Here is a 15701-nt window from a genome sequence, read left to right as displayed (position 1 = left end):
CGGCGATATCCGGCTCTCCGCCCGGTAGAGGCCAACCTTGGTTGGCAGACGGCGAAGCGCCCACCAAGGTGGGCGACTACCGGTGTGCGATGGCCGCGAACTACACCATCCCGCCATTGGCGCGCAGCACCTGGCCGTTGATCCATCCGCCATCGGCACCGGCCAGGAACCCCACCGCACCGGCGATGTCCTCCGGCGTACCCAGCCGCTCCAGGGGATTCAACTTCGACAACCGCTCGATCAGTTCCGGCGACTTTCCGTCCAGGAACAGGTCGGTAGCGGTCGGCCCGGGCGCCACCGCGTTTACGGTGATGTTGCGCCCGCGCAGCTCCTTGCTGAGGATCGCGCCCATCGTCTCCACCGCCGCCTTGCTGGCGGCATACACGCTGTAGTTCTCCAGCTTGATGCCAACCACGCTGGTGGACAGGGTGATCAGGCGGCCACCGTCGCGCACCCGTCGCGCGCTCTCGCGCAGCACGTTGAAGGCGCCTTTCAGGTTGATCCCGATCACCCGCTCGAACAGGGCGTCGTCGGTATCGGCCAGCGGCGCCAACTGCAGCACGCCGGCACTGTTCACCACTACGTCGATACCGCCGAAGCGCGCCTCGATGGCATCGAACAGCTGCCGCACCGCCTGAGGATCGGCGACATCGGCCTGCAGCGCGATGGCCTGCGCGCCGGCCGCGCTGAGTTCGGCCGCCAATGCATCGGCGTCGTCGCGGCGGCCCGCATAGTTGATCGCGACCGCGTGGCCTTCAGCGGCCAGGCGGCGGGAGATGGCGGCGCCGATGCCACGGGAGCCGCCGGTGACCAGGGCGACAGAGCGGGCGGGGGAGGGGGTCATGGTGGCTTCCACTGGGGAGCGCCGGAGTGGCGCAGGGCTATCTTCGCGAGATTGTCCTTTCGGATAGTCCTGCATAATCCGTCAACATCATCCGGACAGCCGAACAATGGATCGTTTCACGGCCATGCGCGCCTTCGTCCGTATCGTCGAGCGCCGCAGCTTCACCCGGGCCTCCGAGGACCTGGGCCTGCCACGGGCCACGGTGACCGACGCGATCAAGGCGCTGGAACAGCGGCTGGGCGTGCGCCTGCTGCACCGGACCACCCGGCTGGTGGTGCCGACGCTGGAAGGCGAGGCCTTCTATGGCCGTTGCCTGCGCCTGATCGCCGACATGGACGATGCCGAGGCTGCGTTCCGTGATGCCCCGCCACGCGGGCCGCTGCGCATTGAAGTACATGGCACGCTGGGCCGACACCTGCTGTTCCCGCACCTGCCGGAATTCCTGCAGCGCTACCCGGAGATCGAGCTGGACGTCAGTGAAGGCGACCGCTATGTCGACCTGCTGCGCGAAGGCGTGGATGCGGCGTTGCGGGTGGGGACGCTGGCCGACAGCGATCTGGCGGCGCGCCGGTTGACGATGCTGCGCGAGGTCACGGTGGCCGCTCCGGGTTATGTGCAGGCGCACGGCCTGCCCGATACCATTGAATCGCTGGAGCAAGGCCATCAGATGATCGGCTACCGCTCCAGCGCCACTGGCCAGCTGATCCCCCTGGAGTTCCAACAGGCGGGACAGGTGCGCTACGTGCCGCTGCCGGCGCGGGTGCGTGTTTCCGGCGCGGATGCATTCCTTGGGGCCGCGCTGGCGGGCCTCGGCATCATCCAGGCGCCGCGCTACCGGATGGACCCGTATATCGCGCGCGGGCAGCTGGTCGAGCTGTTGTCTGAGACGCCGCCGACTGCAAGCCCGTTGAGCCTGGTCTACCCGCGCAACCGCACGCCGTCGCCACGCTTGCGGGTGTTCATCGACTGGGTGGCCGGGGTGTTCGAGCAGACCGGGGTTGCCGGCCAGCGGCCGGCACTACCGGAGCGGCACGCGAAGCTGTCCGGCCGCAGGGGGTAGCGCCGGCCGCTGGCCGGCATCACAGTGCTGCCAACGGCCCCTGCATGCGATGGAAACTGCCATCGGTGGCGGTGAACCAGGCCAGTGAACGCCCGCCGACGAAGTCATCGACATGCACGACCGTTGCGCCATCGGCTTCCTGCCACGAAATGGCATAGACCCCTTCGCTGATCTGCTGCCACTCGCAGGCGGCTTCGCCCTGCGCACCGGCATAGGCGCCGGAGACGATGGCGTACTGCACGTGGCGGCCATCGGCGCTGTAGACATTGTCGGCGGCCAGCCCGTCATAGCTGACGCGGAAGCGGCGGCCGGCGAACAACGGCAAGGCGGGGGCAGTGTTCATCGTATCGCCACCGGGTTGATGTTGACCTGGGTCGAGCCGACGTAGAGCGGCTGGCCGAGCACGAACAGGAATTCCCAGGCCTTGTCGCGCACCAGGGCACGGCTGTCGATCAGCTCCAGGTTGTAGATGCCGCGCTTGGCCAGCATGTACTGGTTGATCGGGAACTCCTCGGCACCGTTCGGGTTCGGGTAGACCTCCGAGGCCCAGGTGTCGCCACCGAAGGCGACGATGCCCTGGTCGGCCAGCCACTTCGCGGCCTCCATGCCGATACCCGGCTCCACTTCCAGGAACTGCGTGTTGTCCTTGCCGATCAGTTCCAGCCAACCGGTGTTGAACAGCACCACATCGCCCTTGCGCAGGCTCAGTCCCTGCTTCTTCAGCACGGCCTGGATGTCGGCCACGGTGAACTCGGTGCCGCCGGGCACGATCGCCTTGCCGTAGTACGCGGTCATGTCCAGCACGACGCCGCGGGTGACCATCGGCGGCACCTTCTCGACGCCGAGCTTGCGCACGCCGTCCACGGTGACGAAGTCAGCAGCCTTGTTGCCGTTGTAGTAGACGTTGTCGATGCCGATATGGCCGATGCCGTTGAGCTGGGTGCCAACGCCGGTCCAGGCGTTCACCAGTTCATCGTTGAAGGTGAACTTGTTGGGGCCCAGCGACTTGCCGGCCTGCTGGCCGACCTGCACGTTGTACAGGCGGAAGCTGCGGTGGCGGAACGCGGGCAGGTTCTTGTCCACCGGCACCGCCAGCGGATAGGTCTTGCCGGTCCTGACCAGCGAGACCGCGTGCTTGACCACGTCAGCGGTGAGCAGGTTGGCCGCGCCGATCTCGTCGTTGGCGCCGTAGGCAGAGGGATACCACTCCTCGGCGGTGGCCTGGAAGGACAGCGGCAGGGTGGCCAGCGCAAGCGCGGCCAGGGTCTTCATCTTCATGGCAAAGCTCCGGTAACTGTCAGGCCGTCGCGGCGGCGCCGGCATGGGCCGGGAAGTGCGGGAGCACGTACTCGGCGATTTCGTGGAAGGTTTCGGCCAACGGCCGTTCGTTGCGGCGGAACTGCAGGCCGATGTGGTCGACACCGGCCGCCTGCATGGCGTGCAGCTCGGCCAGCAGGGCGTTGCGGCCGCCACGCAGGCCGAAGCGCCAGCGCTGCAGGGGGGCATCGGCATCGGCCACCAGGTCCAGGTGGATGAAGCTGGCATAGGGCTTGTTGCCGGCCACGGCGCGCCAGGCCGCCACGCGTTGTACATGGTCCTGCGGCGTGCCCGGGTAGGCCAGGCAACCGTCCATGTGCTGGCCGATCCATGCTGGTTGCTGTTGGGCCAGGCCGGCCACGAACAACGGCAGGGCCGGGCCATCGGCGGGCAGCACGTCCAGGCCCTGCGGCAGGTGCGCGGTGGCGCCTTCGCGCAGCAGCGCGATCTGCTCGCGGAAACGGCTGCCACGGCTGTCGAAGTCGCGGCCAAACAGCGGGTACTCCACCGGGCGGTCGCCACTGGCCACGCCCAGCAACAGGCGGTCGCCGCTGAGCCGCTGCACGCTGCGCGCCGACTTCAGGGTCAGCAACGGCTCACGGATCGGCAGCACCACCGCACCGGTGCCCAGCAGGATGTCATTGGTGATGCCGGCCAGGTAGCCGAGGTAACTGAACACTTCGAACACCTGCGCCGCATCGCCGAAGGCCGGGTCGTACACCGGCACGTCGCGCACCCACAGCGCACGGAAGCCGAGGCGGTCGGCCAACCGTGCCAGTTCCGCATGGCGCTGCAGGTCCGGTTCACCGGGCAGGCGTCGTGCGGCGCGTCGTGCCTGTTCGCCCAGCGGCGTCCAGTCATTGTCCAGCGGTGCTTCGATGCCGATGCTAAAGCCACCGGCCTGCAGCCGCGCCAACGCACTGCCCATGGCCAGGCTCCTCAGTCCCAGGCCGGGGCCAGACCCGGCGGATCGACTTCGCGGCCGTTGCGGTCAAGTGCAGCGATCGCGGCCATGTCATCGGCATCCAGGTGCAGGTCTTGGGCGAGCAGGTTGCTGGCCAGGTTCTCGCGCTTGGTCGAGGACGGAATGACCGAGTAACCCCGCTGCAGCGCCCACGCCAGCGCGACCTGGGCCACGGTGGCCTGGTGCTTGTCGGCGATGGCGGCCAGCACCGGATCCTTCAGTACCTTGCCGTAGGCCAGGGTCATGTAGGAGGTCACGGTGATGCCCTGGTCCTGCAGGAAGGCGGTCAGTGCCGGGTTCTGCAGGTAGGGGCTCAGTTCGATCTGGTTGGTGGCGATCTCGCCGGCACCGACCACCTCGATGGCCTGCCGGGTCAGCTCGATGTTGAAGTTGGACACACCGATCTGGCGGGTCAGGCCCAGCGTCTTGGCTTCGGCCAGCGCGGTCATGTACTCGCGCAGTTCAACGCCATTGCCCGGCGCCGGCCAGTGGATCAGCAGCAGGTCGACGTAGTCGGTGCGCAGCTTCGCCAGGCTGTCGCGCAGGCTCGGGATCAGCTTGTCGGCAGCGTAGTTGTCCACCCAGATCTTGGTGGTCAGGAACAGCTGGTCGCGCGGAACGCCGGATTCGGCGATGGCCTGGCCGACTTCGGCTTCGTTGCCATAGATCTGCGCGGTATCGACCGCACGGTAGCCAACCTCGAGGGCGTTGCGCACCGAGTCGATGACGGTCTGGCCGGTCAGGCGGAAGGTGCCGACGCCAAAGGAAGGAACGCTCATGATGGACTCCAGGGACTTCGTTGAGAGCCGGTGGGCTCGGGGCAGGGCGAAGTGTGGGCGCTTTACATTTGTTGATTAAGCCGTGTATACGGGAAACGCTTTTGCGTCGAGGTAAAAAATGAAAACCACCCTGGATGAGCTGAAGGCCTTCGTGGCCGTGGTCGACAGTGGTTCGATCACGGCGGCGGCCGAGGCGCTGGAACTGACCATCTCCGCCACCAGCCGCACACTGGCGCGGCTGGAGGACAAGCTGCAGACCACGCTGCTGCGACGGACCACGCGACGGCTCGAACTGACCGAGGAAGGCGCGGCGTTCCTGGAGTACGCGCGCACGATCCTGGCCACGGTGGACGAGGCCGAGGAACAGATGGCCGCGCGGCGGCTGCAGCCGGTCGGGCGCCTGCGCGTGGACGCCGCCACGCCGTTCATGCTGCACGTGATCGTGCCGCTGCTTGAGGGGTTCCGTGAGCGCTACCCGCAGGTGGAGCTGGAGCTGAATTCCAATGAAGGCATCACCGACCTGATCGAGAAGCGCACCGACGTAGCATTCCGCATTGGCGTGCTGCGCGATTCGACCCTGCATGCGCGGCCGATCGGCCACAGCCGCATCCGGGTGGTGGCCAGCCCCGAATACCTGCGCCGCCACGGCACGCCCACGCGCGTGGAGCAGCTGCGCGAGCACGACCTGCTGGGCTTCACCCAGCCCAGTTCGTTGAACGAATGGCCGCTGCAGGATGCCGATGGCGGGCCTTTCGTGATCGAGCCCGCGATCGCTTCATCCAGTGGCGAAACACTGCGGCAGATGGCGGTGGCCGGGCTGGGCATTGCCTGCCTGTCCGACTTCCTGACCCGCCAGGACCGGCGTGATGGCCGCCTGGTGCAGCTGTTCGCCAGGCAGACGCAGGAAGTGCGGCAGCCGATCAACGCGGTGTACTACCGCAACACCGCGCTGGCTGCACGCATCACCTGTTTCGTCGACCACGTGACGCAGACGCTCGGCCAGCGTCCGTTTGACGAATAGAGATCGGTAGAGCCGGCCGCTGGCCGGCTGCCGGGTCCTTGGGGCTGCCGGCCAGCGGCCGGCACTACCAAATGCGTATCACCTGATGCGTGGCCCATGTACGGATGGGTAGAGCCGGCCGCTGGCCGGCTGCCGGGTCCTTGGGGCTGCCGGCCAGCGGCCGGCACTACCAAATGCGTATCACCTGATGCGTGGCCCACGTACGGATGGGTAGAGCCGGCCGCTGGCCGGCTGCCGGGTCCCCGGGGCTGCCGGCCAGCGGCCGGTGTCAGCGGGTGCGCAGCGCGCGCCGGTTGCCGATGTGCGCGCATGCCAGCAGCACGCCACCACTGGCTGTCGCCACGCCATGCCAGAGCAGCGATTCCTTCAGCGGCAGGTACAGCGAGGCCGACAGCAGCAGGATGGTGCCGGCGCAGGCCAGCCGCACCGGCCGCCAGCGCCCGTGCCGGTGCACCCCGGCCGAGGTACTCGCCAAGGCCAGCGACGAGGCCAGCAGCGCGAACAGCCATTCCCAGCGCGACATCATCAACAGCAATGTCATCGCGCCATGGCCGGGATGCTGGAACGAGCGCAGCGCCATCATCGCAGCCGGCACGAAGGCCAGCAGCAGGGGCAGGGCGATGCAGTGGGCGGCGCAGGCCAGGGACAGCCAGGCCCCGGCAAGATCGAAGCGGGGGTGCCAGCGTGCCGAAGTTGGCGGCTGGGCCAGGGCCCTTGCGGGCGTCGTGGGGATGTGGTCCATAATGTTACATAGTAACAATTGGAGCCTCCCCCATGAAGCGTTCTGCTGCTCTTTTCCTGCTGCTGGCTGCCAGTGCCGCGCAGGCCCATGACATCCGCCAGCACGCACCGCACGTGCACGGCCAGGCGACCGTCGATGTTGCGCTTGACCGGCAGACGCTGGAGTTCGCCCTGCAGGCCCCCGGCATCGGCATCCTCGATTACGAGCGACCGCCGGCCAATGCAGCCGAGCAGGCCGCGCTGGCACGGGCTACGACAGTGCTGAAGGGCGGCAGCTGGGTCACCTTGCCCACCGCCGCAGGCTGCCGCCTTTCAGGCAACGATGCCAAGGCCGAGGGATTCGACGCGACGGCCGCCGCGCCGCCGCCGGGACAGCACCGTCACGCAGGTTTCAGCGCAACGCTGCAGTACCACTGTGCCAAACCTGCCGCGCTGCGCGCCATCGTCGTGCGCCTGCCCGTACTGTTCCCGGGTCTGCACGAAGTCATCGTCAACAGCGCAACCGCCAACGGCCAGAATCGCAGCGTGCTGACGCCCGACAGCCTGCGCGTGGTGCTGGCACCGTGAGCGCGGCACCGGTGATCTCGCTGGAAGACGTGCAGTTCGGCTACGGCATGCAGCGGGTGCTGGACATCCCGCGATTATGGGTCGAGCAGGGCAGCAGCGTGTTGCTGCGCGGAATCAGCGGTGGCGGCAAAAGTACCCTGCTGGGCCTGCTGGCGGGAGTGCTGCTGCCCGGCAAGGGCCGTGTCGAGGTGGCCGGGCACGCGCTGCAGGCGATGCGCGGTGCCGCGCGGGACCGCTTCCGCGCCGACCAGCTGGGCGTGATCTTCCAGCAGTTCAATCTGCTGCCGTTCCTCAGCGTGCGCGACAACATCGCACTGGGCCTGCGCTTCTCGCGCCTGCGAAGTGCGCGCATCAGTGGGCCACTGAATGCCGAGATAGCCCGTCTGCTGCAGGCCCTGCAGCTGGATCCGGCGCTGATGCAGCGGCGCGCAGGCACGCTCAGTGTTGGCCAGCAGCAACGCGTGGCGGCGGCACGCGCCCTGATCGGCCGCCCGGCGTTGCTGCTGGCCGATGAGCCGACCTCGGCGCTCGACCGCGACGCGGCGACCGCGTTCCTGAAGCTGATGTCGGCGCAGTGCGAGGCGGCCGGCACCACGGTGCTGGTGGTCAGCCATGACGACAGCCTGCAGCCCTTGTTCGACCGCACCATTTCACTGTCCGAGATCAACCAGGCAGGTGCCGGCCATGCTTGAGCTTGCCTGGGCCAGCCTGCGCAGCCGCGCCTTGAGTGTCGGCCTGACCGTGCTGGTCATCACCCTCAGCGTGGTGCTGCTGCTGGGCGTCGAGCGTGTACGCACGCAGGCGCACGAGGGGTTCGCCAGCACCGTATCGGGCACCGACCTGATCGTCGGTGCGCGTTCGGGACCGGTGAACCTGCTGCTGTACTCGGTGTTCCATATCGGCGACCCGACCAACAACGTGTCCTGGCAGTCCTACCAGGAGCTGTCTGCATTGCCGCAGGTGAAGTGGTCGGTGCCACTGTCGCTGGGCGATTCCTGGCGCGGCTACCGTGTAGTGGGTACCACTGGCGGCTACTTTGAACACTATCGCTATGGTTCCGGCCACGAGCTGGCCTTTGCACAGGGGCGGCCCTTTGATGATCTGTACGACGCGGTAATCGGCGCGGAGGTGGCGCGCGCGCAGAAGGTCGGCCTCGGCGATGAGATCGTGCTGGCGCACGGCACGGGCGCGGTCACGCTGGCCACGCATGCCGACAAGCCATTCCGTGTTGCCGGCATCCTGCGGCGCACCGGCACGCCGGTGGATTCGTCGCTGCTGGTTTCGCTGCCGGCCATCGAGGCGATCCATGTCGACTGGCGATCAGGCGTGCAGCTGCGCAGCCAGCGCGTCAGCGCCGAGCAGGCGCGCCACCTGGACCTGACTCCGACCAGCATCACCGCCTTCATGCTCGGCCTGAACTCGCGCATTGCCACGTTTTCGGTGCAGCGCAGGATCAACGAGTATCCGGACGAGGCGATGCTGGCGATCCTGCCCGGTGTGACGCTGCAGCAGCTGTGGCAGTCGCTGGGCACCGCCGAGCGCGCACTGCAGCTGATCAGCGCGATGGTGGTGGCACTCGGCATGGTCTCGCTGGTGGCGCTGTTGGTCTCGACCCTGCAGGAGCGGCGGCGCGAGATGGCGATCCTGCGTGCCACCGGGGCACGGCCGGGTTACATCGCCGGCCTGCTGGTGGTGGAGGCGGTGGCGACCAGCGCGGCGGCCTGCGTGCTGGCGCTGGTGCTTCTGGTGGCCGCCAGCGTTGCCGGGCGCGGCTGGGCCCTGGCCACCTTCGGTCTGTCGATCACCCATGTCTGGCCGGACGGCCGCGAGCTGGCGTGGGTGGCAGGGGTGCTGGCGATCAGTGCGGTGGCTGGGCTGGTGCCGGCATTGCTGGCCTACCGGCGAACGCTGGCCGATGGCCTGTCGCCGGGAGGCTGAGCATGCGCTGGATGCTGTCGCTGCCGATGGTGCTGGCCCTGGCCGCCTGCGAGCGGCCGGTGGATACCGGTGTGCAGGCCCTGCCGCCCGCGCCGGTTGTCGACCGCGCTGACGCTGCGGATGCGGCAGAGCAGGAGCTGGACTGGCTGCAGATGATGCCCAAGGACGAGCTGGCCGCGCTGGAACGCGGCGAGGGCCCGGAAGTCGAACACAACGGCAACCGGCGCATGCCGCAGTTCGGTACCTTCCGCACCGTGGACACGGTGCTGCAGCGACCGGTGCGCCTGCCGGGCTACATAGTGCCGCTGGCCAACGCGCAGGACGGGCGGCTGACCGAATTCCTGTTCGTGCCGTACTACGGCGCCTGCATCCACGTGCCACCACCGCCGCCGAACCAGATCGTGCACGTGGTGCTGCCGCGCCCGATCGACATGCCTGACATGTATTCGCCGTTCTTCCTGGCCGGCACCTTGCATGCCGAACGCTTGGACGACGATCTGGCCGGTTCGGCCTACACCATGCGTGACGCACAGCTGAGGCCGTATGAACCGTAGCCACCTGTTGCTGGCGTTGGGATGCCTGGGGTTGGCGGGCTGTACCGCGCCGGGCGGCGATGCCGTGGGGGTCACGCCGCAGGAAAAGCCGGTGCCCTCCGCCGAAGCCCCCATCGACCGTTGGGACGCGTTGCGACCCGACGAAGTGACCTACCAGCGACCGCCGCCGCAGATCGGCCTGTCACGCAATGGCATGGACGGCGTGGGTGGCCTGATTGACGACACTGGTTCGGGCACGCCGCCGGGGCAGGAAATCGACCATTCCAGCCCCGACCGCGCCAAGCAGTTCGGCTCTTCGCGGGTGGTCGATGCTGTCGATGGTCGCGCGGTGGATCTGGATGGCTACGTGGTGCCGCTCGGCACCAACGATGCAGGACTGGTGGATGAACTGCTGTTCGTGCCGTTCTACGGCGCGTGCATCCACGTGCCGCCGCCGCCACCCAATCAGATCATCCACGTAGCCCTGGCGACACCGATCGCGCTGGGCGATCTGTGGGATCCGTACCGGCTTGCCGGCCGCCTGCGGGTGAAGCGTTTCGACGCGGACATCGCCAGCGCGTCCTACGATGCCGCGGCAGCCACGCTGACGGCGATCCGCAACTGATGCGCAGGCGATGGATCATGGCTGCCGGGGTGCTGCTGGGCGCAGTCGTGCTGCTGCTGTGGTGGCAGCGGCAGCGCGCACCCATCGCGCCGCCTGCGGTCGCGTTTCCGGCACCTGCGTCCGGCGCCAGCCAGCGCATCGAACAGCGCCTGGGTGACGACCACGCGTTTCGCAACGACGTGCTGTTCCTGCTCGCGGCAACATTGCGTGACCGCTGCCAGCCGGCGCAGGCGGGAGTGCTGGCGCGCATGGCCAATCGTGCATCGCTGCCGGTGCTGGCGGCAGTCAGCGCGGTGACCCAGCAGGATCCAACGCTGGACCGGCCGATCTACCAGTACATCCAGCATCGCGCCGATGCGACGCCGTGCGGGCAGACGCTGCAGATGCCGTTGGCCGGTGGGCGCCGCATGGCCGTGGACATCGAACAGTACGCACGCACGTTTCCGGACAGCTACTTCGACCCGCAACGCAGCAGCGAACCGCGGGATTTCGGCGGACTGTCGTTGCAGCAGCGCGCCGGCAACGCCTGCAACAGCGTGGTGTATTCGGTGCTGCCGCTGGGTGGCACCGACTGGCGGTGCAGCAGCCTGCGCGCGAACGCCCGTGCGCGCGTGCGCGGGCTGTGCGAGGACGAACTGCGGCGCCAGCATGGGGGCATCGGCGGCGAACTGGACGCCGCCGTGGGGCAGGGCATGCAGGCGGCCGTGGTATCGGCCATCGCCGCGCTGCCGGAAGACTGCCGGTGAGCGTCTGCCAGTAGAGCCAGGCCATGCCTGGCTGGCGGCCCCGTCGAGCATGCCTGCCTCTACAAAAACTGAATCGGCTGGCTCCGACGACCATAACTGTACAGGACATCCTGTATAGTTATGGTCGTAATCCACCCCCACCAGGTTCTCCCATGGCTTTGTCCCAGCCCTCGGCCGGTGCTCCGGCCTTGTCGCGTGCCCGCCGCTGGGCACTGTTGTTTACCGTCGCCGCTGGCCTGCTGCTGGTTACGCTCGACAACTCCGTGCTCTACACCGCACTGCCGACGCTGACCGAGGAACTCTCGGCCAGTGCCGGACAGGCGCTGTGGATCATCAACGCCTATCCGCTGGTGATGGCCGGCCTGCTGCTGGGTGCGGGCACGCTGGGCGACCGCATCGGCCATCGCCGTATGTTCCTGATCGGCCTGGTGGTGTTCGGCGTCGCGTCGCTGGCAGCGGCATTCGCCGACACCGCAGCGCAGCTGATTGCCGCACGCGCGTTCCTGGCGGTCGGTGCCGCAGCGATGATGCCGGCCACGTTGGCGCTGATCGGCCTGAGCTTCCACGAAGAGCGCGAACGCAACATCGCCATCGCGATCTGGGGTTCGGTGGCCATCGTCGGTGCGGCGCTCGGCCCGATCATTGGCGGTTGGTTGCTGCAGCACTTCTGGTGGGGCTCGGTGTTCCTGATCAACGTGCCGGTGGTGGTGGTCGCGTTCGTGGCCACGCTGCTGCTGGCGCCGGAAGGCCAGCGCGACACCTCGCGGCCATGGGACCTTGTGTCCTCGGTGCTGGCATTGGCGGCACTGTCCGGCCTGGTGCTGGCGATCAAGTCGCTGATCGCTACGCCGCCGTCGTATGCGCTGGGCGCGGGCGCGCTGCTGCTGGCCGTCATCAGCGGTGCGGCGTTCGCGCGCCGCCAGCAGCAGTTGCCGTACCCGCTGCTGGACTTCGCGATCTTCCGCAACCCGGCGTTCCTGGCCGGCACGCTGTCGGCGGTGTTCACCCTGTTCGCGATGGCCGGCCTGCAGCTGGTCACCACCCAGCGCTTCCAGCTGGTGGCAGGCTTCACGCCGCTGCAGGCGGGCCTGCTGGTCTCGGTAGCGGCACTGGGCAGCCTGCCCAGCGCACTGCTGGGCGGCAGCATCCTGCACCGGGTGGGCCTGCGTCCGCTGATCTGTGGTGGCCTGGCCGCAGGTGCGCTGGGCGTCGGCGTGGTGGCGTTCGGCTTCCCGCACGGCCTTGGCTGGGTGGTGGCTGGTATGGCCATCACCGGCTTCGGCATGGGCTCGGCCATCTCGGTGGCATCCACCGCCATCCTCAACAATGTGCCGGCACACCGCGCGGGCATGGCCTCGTCGGTCGAAGAGGTGTCCTACGAATTCGGCGGCCTGCTGGCGGTGGCGATGCTGGGCAGCCTGAGCGCCGCGATGTACAGCGCCTTCTTGCCAGTCTCGGTGGACATGCCCGCACTTGCCCGCGAAGGCTTCACCCAGGCGCTGCACGTGGCACGCGAGAGTGGGCATGGCGAGTGGTTCGCACTGGCTGCGGCCGCGTATGATCGTGGCTACCAGATCGTGCTGCTGGTGATCACGACGGTACTGGCCGTGGGCGCGGCGATCATCGCGCGCCTGCTGCGCGGCCGCGTCGGAAGCCGCGAGGGTGCGGCCGATCGCGTAAAATGAAGCGATGAGAACCAGCAAGCGCGACCGCATCCTCGACGCCGCCGTCAACGTGATCAATCGTGATGGCGTGCGAGCGGTGACCTTCGAGTCGGTGGCGGCCGAGGCCAAGCTGACCCGCGGCGGCCTGCTGTACCACTTCCCGTCGCGCGAGGCACTGCTGCGCGGCATCGACGAGCACCTGGTGCAGGCCTGGGAAACGTCGATGGAAACGCTGCTCGGCAAGCGCGCGGATGAAGCGACGGCACTGGAGCGCTACCAGACCTTCGTGCGTGTCTCGGCGCAGAGTGCCACCCGTGCCGAACTGATGTTCATGCTGGAATCGGCCGACCCGGACGCCGATGAGCGTCCGTGGGGACCGGCGGTACGGCGCTGGGCACCATCCGCGCCGGAGGCTGGGAATGTCGATCCGACGACGCTCGACAATTTCGTGGCGCGCCTGGCCGCCGATGGCCTGTGGATCTACGAGGCAATGTACGAAGGCCAGCTGGACGAAGGCGTGCGCGCCCGTGTTGCCGAGCGCATCGCCGGGTTGTTGGCGAAGTCTGACGGAACGTCCAGTTGAGCGGCCAGCCGGCGCGCAGACATCGCCCGTGGTAGAGCCGACCGCTGGTCGGCTGCCCTTCGGTCAGGCCACGAAAATGCTGCTTCGGTAGAGTCGACTGTCAGTCGACTGCTCTTCGGTCAGACAACGAAAACCCCGCGCTTCGCGCGTTAGTCGACTGACAGTCGACTCTACCCCTCGCGCGTCTGCCCAGCCTGGCCCCCAACCGCTTGCGGAACGCCTTCGACAGCGAGAATGACGGAACGTCCAGTTGAGCGGCCATCCGGCGCGCAGACATCGCCCGTGGTAGAGCCGACCGCTGGTCGGCTGCCCTTCGGTCAGGCCACGAAAATGCGCTTCGGTAGAGTCGACTGTCAGTCGACTGCTCTTCAATCAGACAACGAAAACCCCGCGCTTCGCGCGCTAGTCGACTGACAGTCGACTCTACCCCTCGCGCGTCTGCCCAGTCTGGCCCCCAGCCGCTTGCGGAACGCCTTCGACAGCGAGAATGACGGAACGTCCAGTTGAGCGGCCCGCCGGCGCGCAGACATCACCCGTGGTAGAGCCGACCGCTGGTCGGCTGCCCTTCGGTCAGGCCCCGAAAATGCCGCTTCGGTAGAGTCGACTGTCAGTCGACTGCCCCTCGGTCAGATCACGAAAACCCCGCGCTTCGCGCGCTAGTCGACTGACAGTCGACTCTACCCCTCGCGCGTCTGCCCAGCCTGCGCGGCGCTCGCGGCCAGCCACGCCCTCGGCGACGCTCCCAGCCGCTTGCGGAAGGCCTTCGACAGCGAGGCGGTATCGGCAAACCCCAGCTCGATCGCCACTTGCTTGACCGCCACGCCTGCCCGCAGCTGCGCGCAGGCCAGGCTCAGCCGCCAGTCCAGCAGATAAGCGGCCGGCGTCGCCTGCATCACCTCCTTGAACACGGCCGCGAACGCGCTGCGCGACATGCCGGCAGTCGCAGCCATGCGCGGCAGCGTCCATTCGACCTGCGGCGCCTGGTGCATCGCCACCAGCGTACGGGCCAGCCGCGCATCGGACAGCCCGCGCATCAGCCCATGGCTGACGCCCGCCGCATCCGGGTGGTCCACCACCCAGCGCAGGATCTGGATCAGCGCCACCTCGAACAGGCGGTTGGTCAGCAGCCGGGAACCGCAGCGCTGGCGATCGGCCTCGGCGAACAGCAGGTGCAGGGTGTCATCCAGTTCGCCGATCGCCGCCAGCGGCACCACCATCACCGGTGGCAGCGACTGCACGATCGGATTGCGCGCGCCGCCATCGAAGTCCAGCGTGGCGCAGGTGAAATCCGGGCCATCCAGCGGTGCGTTGAAGAACACATGGTGCAGCGGCTGCGGATACAACAGCAGGCTGGGTGTGTCGATCTTCAACCGGGGCAGCGCGATATCACCCCCGGGATGACGGACCTCCATTTCACCCTGGCGCAGGATGTGCAGGAAGGCACGACCGGGCTGCGGCTCGAAGACGTGGCGCCCGCACAGCGGACCACTGTGGAACAGCGCGGCCTGCACCCGGAAGCGTTCCAGCAGGGAGGAGAGGCGGTCGGGTGAGGAAGTGTCGGCGGACACGTTCATGGATGAATGGACAACATGTGTGGTTTATTGCGCCTGATTCGTCCGGGGAGTCTACCTAGGATGAGCGGGTCGTCCAATTCCGGGCGCTTTCCCAAGGAGATCCACCATGTCCCGTGTCCCCCTGATCGATGCCGCCAACACCACCGCCGACCGTCAGGCCCTGCTGGGCCAGGTCCACGCCGCCTTCGGCGCCACCCCGGCCATGTTCCGTGCCGTAGCCAACTCGCCGGCCGCACTGCAGAGCATGTGGGGTGCGTTCGGCGCGATGGGCGGCGGTCGCCTGTCGCCGCTGCTGGGCGAGCAGATCGCCGTGGCCATTGCCAACCGCAATGCCTGCGAGTACTGCCTGGCCGCGCACACCGCGCTGGGCCGCAAGGCCGGCGCCAGCGGCGAGCAGATGGTCGCCGCGCAGATCGGCCAGTCCAGCGATCCGGCTACCGCCGCTGCACTGGACTTCGCGCTGAAGGTAGTCGAGCAACGAGCGCAGATTGCCGATGGCGATGTGCAGGCGTTGCGTGCGGCTGGCTTCGATGATGAGCAGATCGTTGAGATCCTCGCCCACGTCGCGCTCAACCTGTTCACCAACTACGTCAACGTAGCGTTTGACGTGCCGGTGGACTTCCCGAAGGTCGCGCTGCGCTGAGATCTGGCCTGGCCCGGGTGGCAGTGGTCGCCCGGGCCGGTCTGAATGGAGCCGACCGGGTAGAGTCGACTGTCAGTCGACTATCGCGCGCAGCGCGGGGTT

At 67.9% G+C, this 15701-nt stretch carries 18 protein-coding genes; 11 read left to right on the top strand and 7 right to left on the bottom strand.

From position 1 onward, the window contains the following. Positions 1–100: 100 nt before the first annotated feature. Positions 101–844 carry an SDR family oxidoreductase gene (locus AC5P9F_RS18030; protein ID WP_043033339.1) on the bottom strand — a complete coding sequence of 248 codons (744 nt, stop codon included), beginning with the start codon at positions 842–844 and terminating at the stop codon, positions 101–103. Between the two features lie 106 nt (positions 845–950). Between AC5P9F_RS18030 and AC5P9F_RS18025 the strand changes: the two genes are divergently transcribed. Next, positions 951–1904, top strand: a complete 954-nt coding sequence (locus AC5P9F_RS18025; protein WP_495232012.1) for a LysR family transcriptional regulator — start codon at positions 951–953, stop codon at positions 1902–1904. Positions 1905–1923: 19 nt separating this feature from the next. Here AC5P9F_RS18025 and AC5P9F_RS18020 read toward each other — a convergent pair whose 3' ends face one another. Genes AC5P9F_RS18020 through dkgB form a run of 4 tightly spaced genes read right to left on the bottom strand, consistent with a single transcriptional unit; the run spans position 1924 to position 4964 of the window. Beyond that, positions 1924–2247 carry a MoaF-related domain-containing protein gene (locus tag AC5P9F_RS18020; RefSeq protein WP_049471694.1) on the bottom strand — a complete coding sequence of 108 codons (324 nt, stop codon included), beginning with the start codon at positions 2245–2247 and terminating at the stop codon, positions 1924–1926. Next, positions 2244–3182, bottom strand: coding sequence for a cyclase family protein (locus tag AC5P9F_RS18015; protein ID WP_005413604.1), 939 nt, complete (start codon positions 3180–3182; stop codon positions 2244–2246). The genes AC5P9F_RS18020 and AC5P9F_RS18015 overlap by 4 nt, the downstream gene beginning before the upstream one ends. A gap of 19 nt (positions 3183–3201) precedes the next feature. Beyond that, positions 3202–4149, bottom strand: coding sequence for a TIGR03571 family LLM class oxidoreductase (locus AC5P9F_RS18010; protein WP_274849861.1), 948 nt, complete (start codon positions 4147–4149; stop codon positions 3202–3204). An 11-nt stretch (positions 4150–4160) separates the two neighbouring features. Next, positions 4161–4964 (bottom strand): 2,5-didehydrogluconate reductase DkgB, encoded by an 804-nt coding sequence (gene dkgB / locus AC5P9F_RS18005; protein WP_012480407.1) that lies wholly within the window; start codon positions 4962–4964, stop codon positions 4161–4163. Between the two features lie 118 nt (positions 4965–5082). On the opposite strand from dkgB, the gene AC5P9F_RS18000 reads away from it, so the two are divergent. Continuing rightward, complete coding sequence (locus tag AC5P9F_RS18000; protein WP_005409836.1) at positions 5083–5985, top strand: LysR family transcriptional regulator; 903 nt, start codon at positions 5083–5085, stop codon at positions 5983–5985. Positions 5986–6253: 268 nt separating this feature from the next. Here the strand turns inward: AC5P9F_RS18000 and AC5P9F_RS17995 are convergent, their stop codons facing one another. Next, positions 6254–6727 carry a MerC domain-containing protein gene (locus AC5P9F_RS17995; protein WP_049469593.1) on the bottom strand — a complete coding sequence of 158 codons (474 nt, stop codon included), beginning with the start codon at positions 6725–6727 and terminating at the stop codon, positions 6254–6256. Positions 6728–6759: 32 nt separating this feature from the next. On the opposite strand from AC5P9F_RS17995, the gene AC5P9F_RS17990 reads away from it, so the two are divergent. The 8 genes from AC5P9F_RS17990 to AC5P9F_RS17955 all read left to right on the top strand — a co-directional run bounded on the left by AC5P9F_RS17990 (position 6760) and on the right by AC5P9F_RS17955 (position 13382). Further along, entirely contained in the window at positions 6760–7293 is a 534-nt protein-coding gene (locus AC5P9F_RS17990; RefSeq protein WP_099523628.1) for a ZrgA family zinc uptake protein, read from the top strand. Further along, complete coding sequence (locus AC5P9F_RS17985; protein ID WP_308678766.1) at positions 7290–7985, top strand: ATP-binding cassette domain-containing protein; 696 nt, start codon at positions 7290–7292, stop codon at positions 7983–7985. The genes AC5P9F_RS17990 and AC5P9F_RS17985 overlap by 4 nt, the downstream gene beginning before the upstream one ends. Further along, entirely contained in the window at positions 7978–9231 is a 1254-nt protein-coding gene (locus AC5P9F_RS17980; RefSeq protein ID WP_308678765.1) for an ABC transporter permease, read from the top strand. Before AC5P9F_RS17985 ends, AC5P9F_RS17980 begins: the two co-directional genes overlap by 8 nt. 2 nt (positions 9232–9233) lie before the next feature. Continuing rightward, positions 9234–9785 carry a DUF3299 domain-containing protein gene (locus AC5P9F_RS17975; RefSeq protein ID WP_308678764.1) on the top strand — a complete coding sequence of 184 codons (552 nt, stop codon included), beginning with the start codon at positions 9234–9236 and terminating at the stop codon, positions 9783–9785. Then, positions 9775–10389 carry a DUF3299 domain-containing protein gene (locus AC5P9F_RS17970; protein WP_308678763.1) on the top strand — a complete coding sequence of 205 codons (615 nt, stop codon included), beginning with the start codon at positions 9775–9777 and terminating at the stop codon, positions 10387–10389. The genes AC5P9F_RS17975 and AC5P9F_RS17970 overlap by 11 nt, the downstream gene beginning before the upstream one ends. Beyond that, on the top strand, positions 10389–11135 hold the full coding sequence (locus tag AC5P9F_RS17965) for a hypothetical protein (protein WP_088610748.1): 747 nt from the start codon (positions 10389–10391) through the stop codon (positions 11133–11135). Before AC5P9F_RS17970 ends, AC5P9F_RS17965 begins: the two co-directional genes overlap by 1 nt. 152 nt (positions 11136–11287) lie before the next feature. Next, the gene (locus AC5P9F_RS17960; RefSeq protein WP_111193758.1) at positions 11288–12820 is read left to right on the top strand and encodes an MFS transporter; all 1533 of its coding nucleotides are present in this window, start codon (positions 11288–11290) and stop codon (positions 12818–12820) included. A 4-nt stretch (positions 12821–12824) separates the two neighbouring features. Continuing rightward, positions 12825–13382: a TetR/AcrR family transcriptional regulator gene (locus tag AC5P9F_RS17955; RefSeq protein WP_005409827.1), complete on the top strand. Its 558-nt coding sequence runs from the start codon at positions 12825–12827 to the stop codon at positions 13380–13382. A gap of 677 nt (positions 13383–14059) precedes the next feature. Here AC5P9F_RS17955 and AC5P9F_RS17950 read toward each other — a convergent pair. Then, positions 14060–14956 (bottom strand): AraC family transcriptional regulator, encoded by an 897-nt coding sequence (locus AC5P9F_RS17950; protein WP_165710494.1) that lies wholly within the window; start codon positions 14954–14956, stop codon positions 14060–14062. 106 nt (positions 14957–15062) lie between these two features. Here AC5P9F_RS17950 and AC5P9F_RS17945 point away from each other — a divergent pair, with 106 nt between their 5' ends. Continuing rightward, a complete protein-coding gene (locus tag AC5P9F_RS17945; protein ID WP_164173659.1) occupies positions 15063–15599 on the top strand; it encodes a carboxymuconolactone decarboxylase family protein in 537 nt (178 codons plus the stop codon). Positions 15600–15701 lie beyond the last annotated feature (102 nt).

The sequence above is a fragment of the Stenotrophomonas sp. YJH_SMC_4 genome (genome assembly GCF_059371575.1).
This window is presented reverse-complemented; position numbering and strand designations above follow the sequence as displayed.

Bases quoted from the DNA above. Each gene is read 5' to 3' on its own strand.
- AC5P9F_RS18030 (WP_043033339.1), bottom strand. From the start codon at position 844: ATGACCCCCTCCCCCGCCCGCTCTGTCGCCCTGGTCACCGGCGGCTCC.
- AC5P9F_RS18025 (WP_495232012.1), top strand. From the start codon at position 951: ATGGATCGTTTCACGGCCATGCGCGCCTTCGTCCGTATCGTCGAGCGC.
- AC5P9F_RS18020 (WP_049471694.1), bottom strand. From the start codon at position 2,247: ATGAACACTGCCCCCGCCTTGCCGTTGTTCGCCGGCCGCCGCTTCCGC.
- AC5P9F_RS18015 (WP_005413604.1), bottom strand. From the start codon at position 3,182: ATGAAGATGAAGACCCTGGCCGCGCTTGCGCTGGCCACCCTGCCGCTG.
- AC5P9F_RS18010 (WP_274849861.1), bottom strand. From the start codon at position 4,149: ATGGGCAGTGCGTTGGCGCGGCTGCAGGCCGGTGGCTTTAGCATCGGC.
- dkgB (WP_012480407.1), bottom strand. From the start codon at position 4,964: ATGAGCGTTCCTTCCTTTGGCGTCGGCACCTTCCGCCTGACCGGCCAG.
- AC5P9F_RS18000 (WP_005409836.1), top strand. From the start codon at position 5,083: ATGAAAACCACCCTGGATGAGCTGAAGGCCTTCGTGGCCGTGGTCGAC.
- AC5P9F_RS17995 (WP_049469593.1), bottom strand. From the start codon at position 6,727: ATGGACCACATCCCCACGACGCCCGCAAGGGCCCTGGCCCAGCCGCCA.
- AC5P9F_RS17990 (WP_099523628.1), top strand. From the start codon at position 6,760: ATGAAGCGTTCTGCTGCTCTTTTCCTGCTGCTGGCTGCCAGTGCCGCG.
- AC5P9F_RS17980 (WP_308678765.1), top strand. From the start codon at position 7,978: ATGCTTGAGCTTGCCTGGGCCAGCCTGCGCAGCCGCGCCTTGAGTGTC.
- AC5P9F_RS17975 (WP_308678764.1), top strand. From the start codon at position 9,234: ATGCGCTGGATGCTGTCGCTGCCGATGGTGCTGGCCCTGGCCGCCTGC.
- AC5P9F_RS17970 (WP_308678763.1), top strand. From the start codon at position 9,775: ATGAACCGTAGCCACCTGTTGCTGGCGTTGGGATGCCTGGGGTTGGCG.
- AC5P9F_RS17965 (WP_088610748.1), top strand. From the start codon at position 10,389: ATGCGCAGGCGATGGATCATGGCTGCCGGGGTGCTGCTGGGCGCAGTC.
- AC5P9F_RS17960 (WP_111193758.1), top strand. From the start codon at position 11,288: ATGGCTTTGTCCCAGCCCTCGGCCGGTGCTCCGGCCTTGTCGCGTGCC.
- AC5P9F_RS17955 (WP_005409827.1), top strand. From the start codon at position 12,825: ATGAGAACCAGCAAGCGCGACCGCATCCTCGACGCCGCCGTCAACGTG.
- AC5P9F_RS17950 (WP_165710494.1), bottom strand. From the start codon at position 14,956: ATGAACGTGTCCGCCGACACTTCCTCACCCGACCGCCTCTCCTCCCTG.
- AC5P9F_RS17945 (WP_164173659.1), top strand. From the start codon at position 15,063: ATGTCCCGTGTCCCCCTGATCGATGCCGCCAACACCACCGCCGACCGT.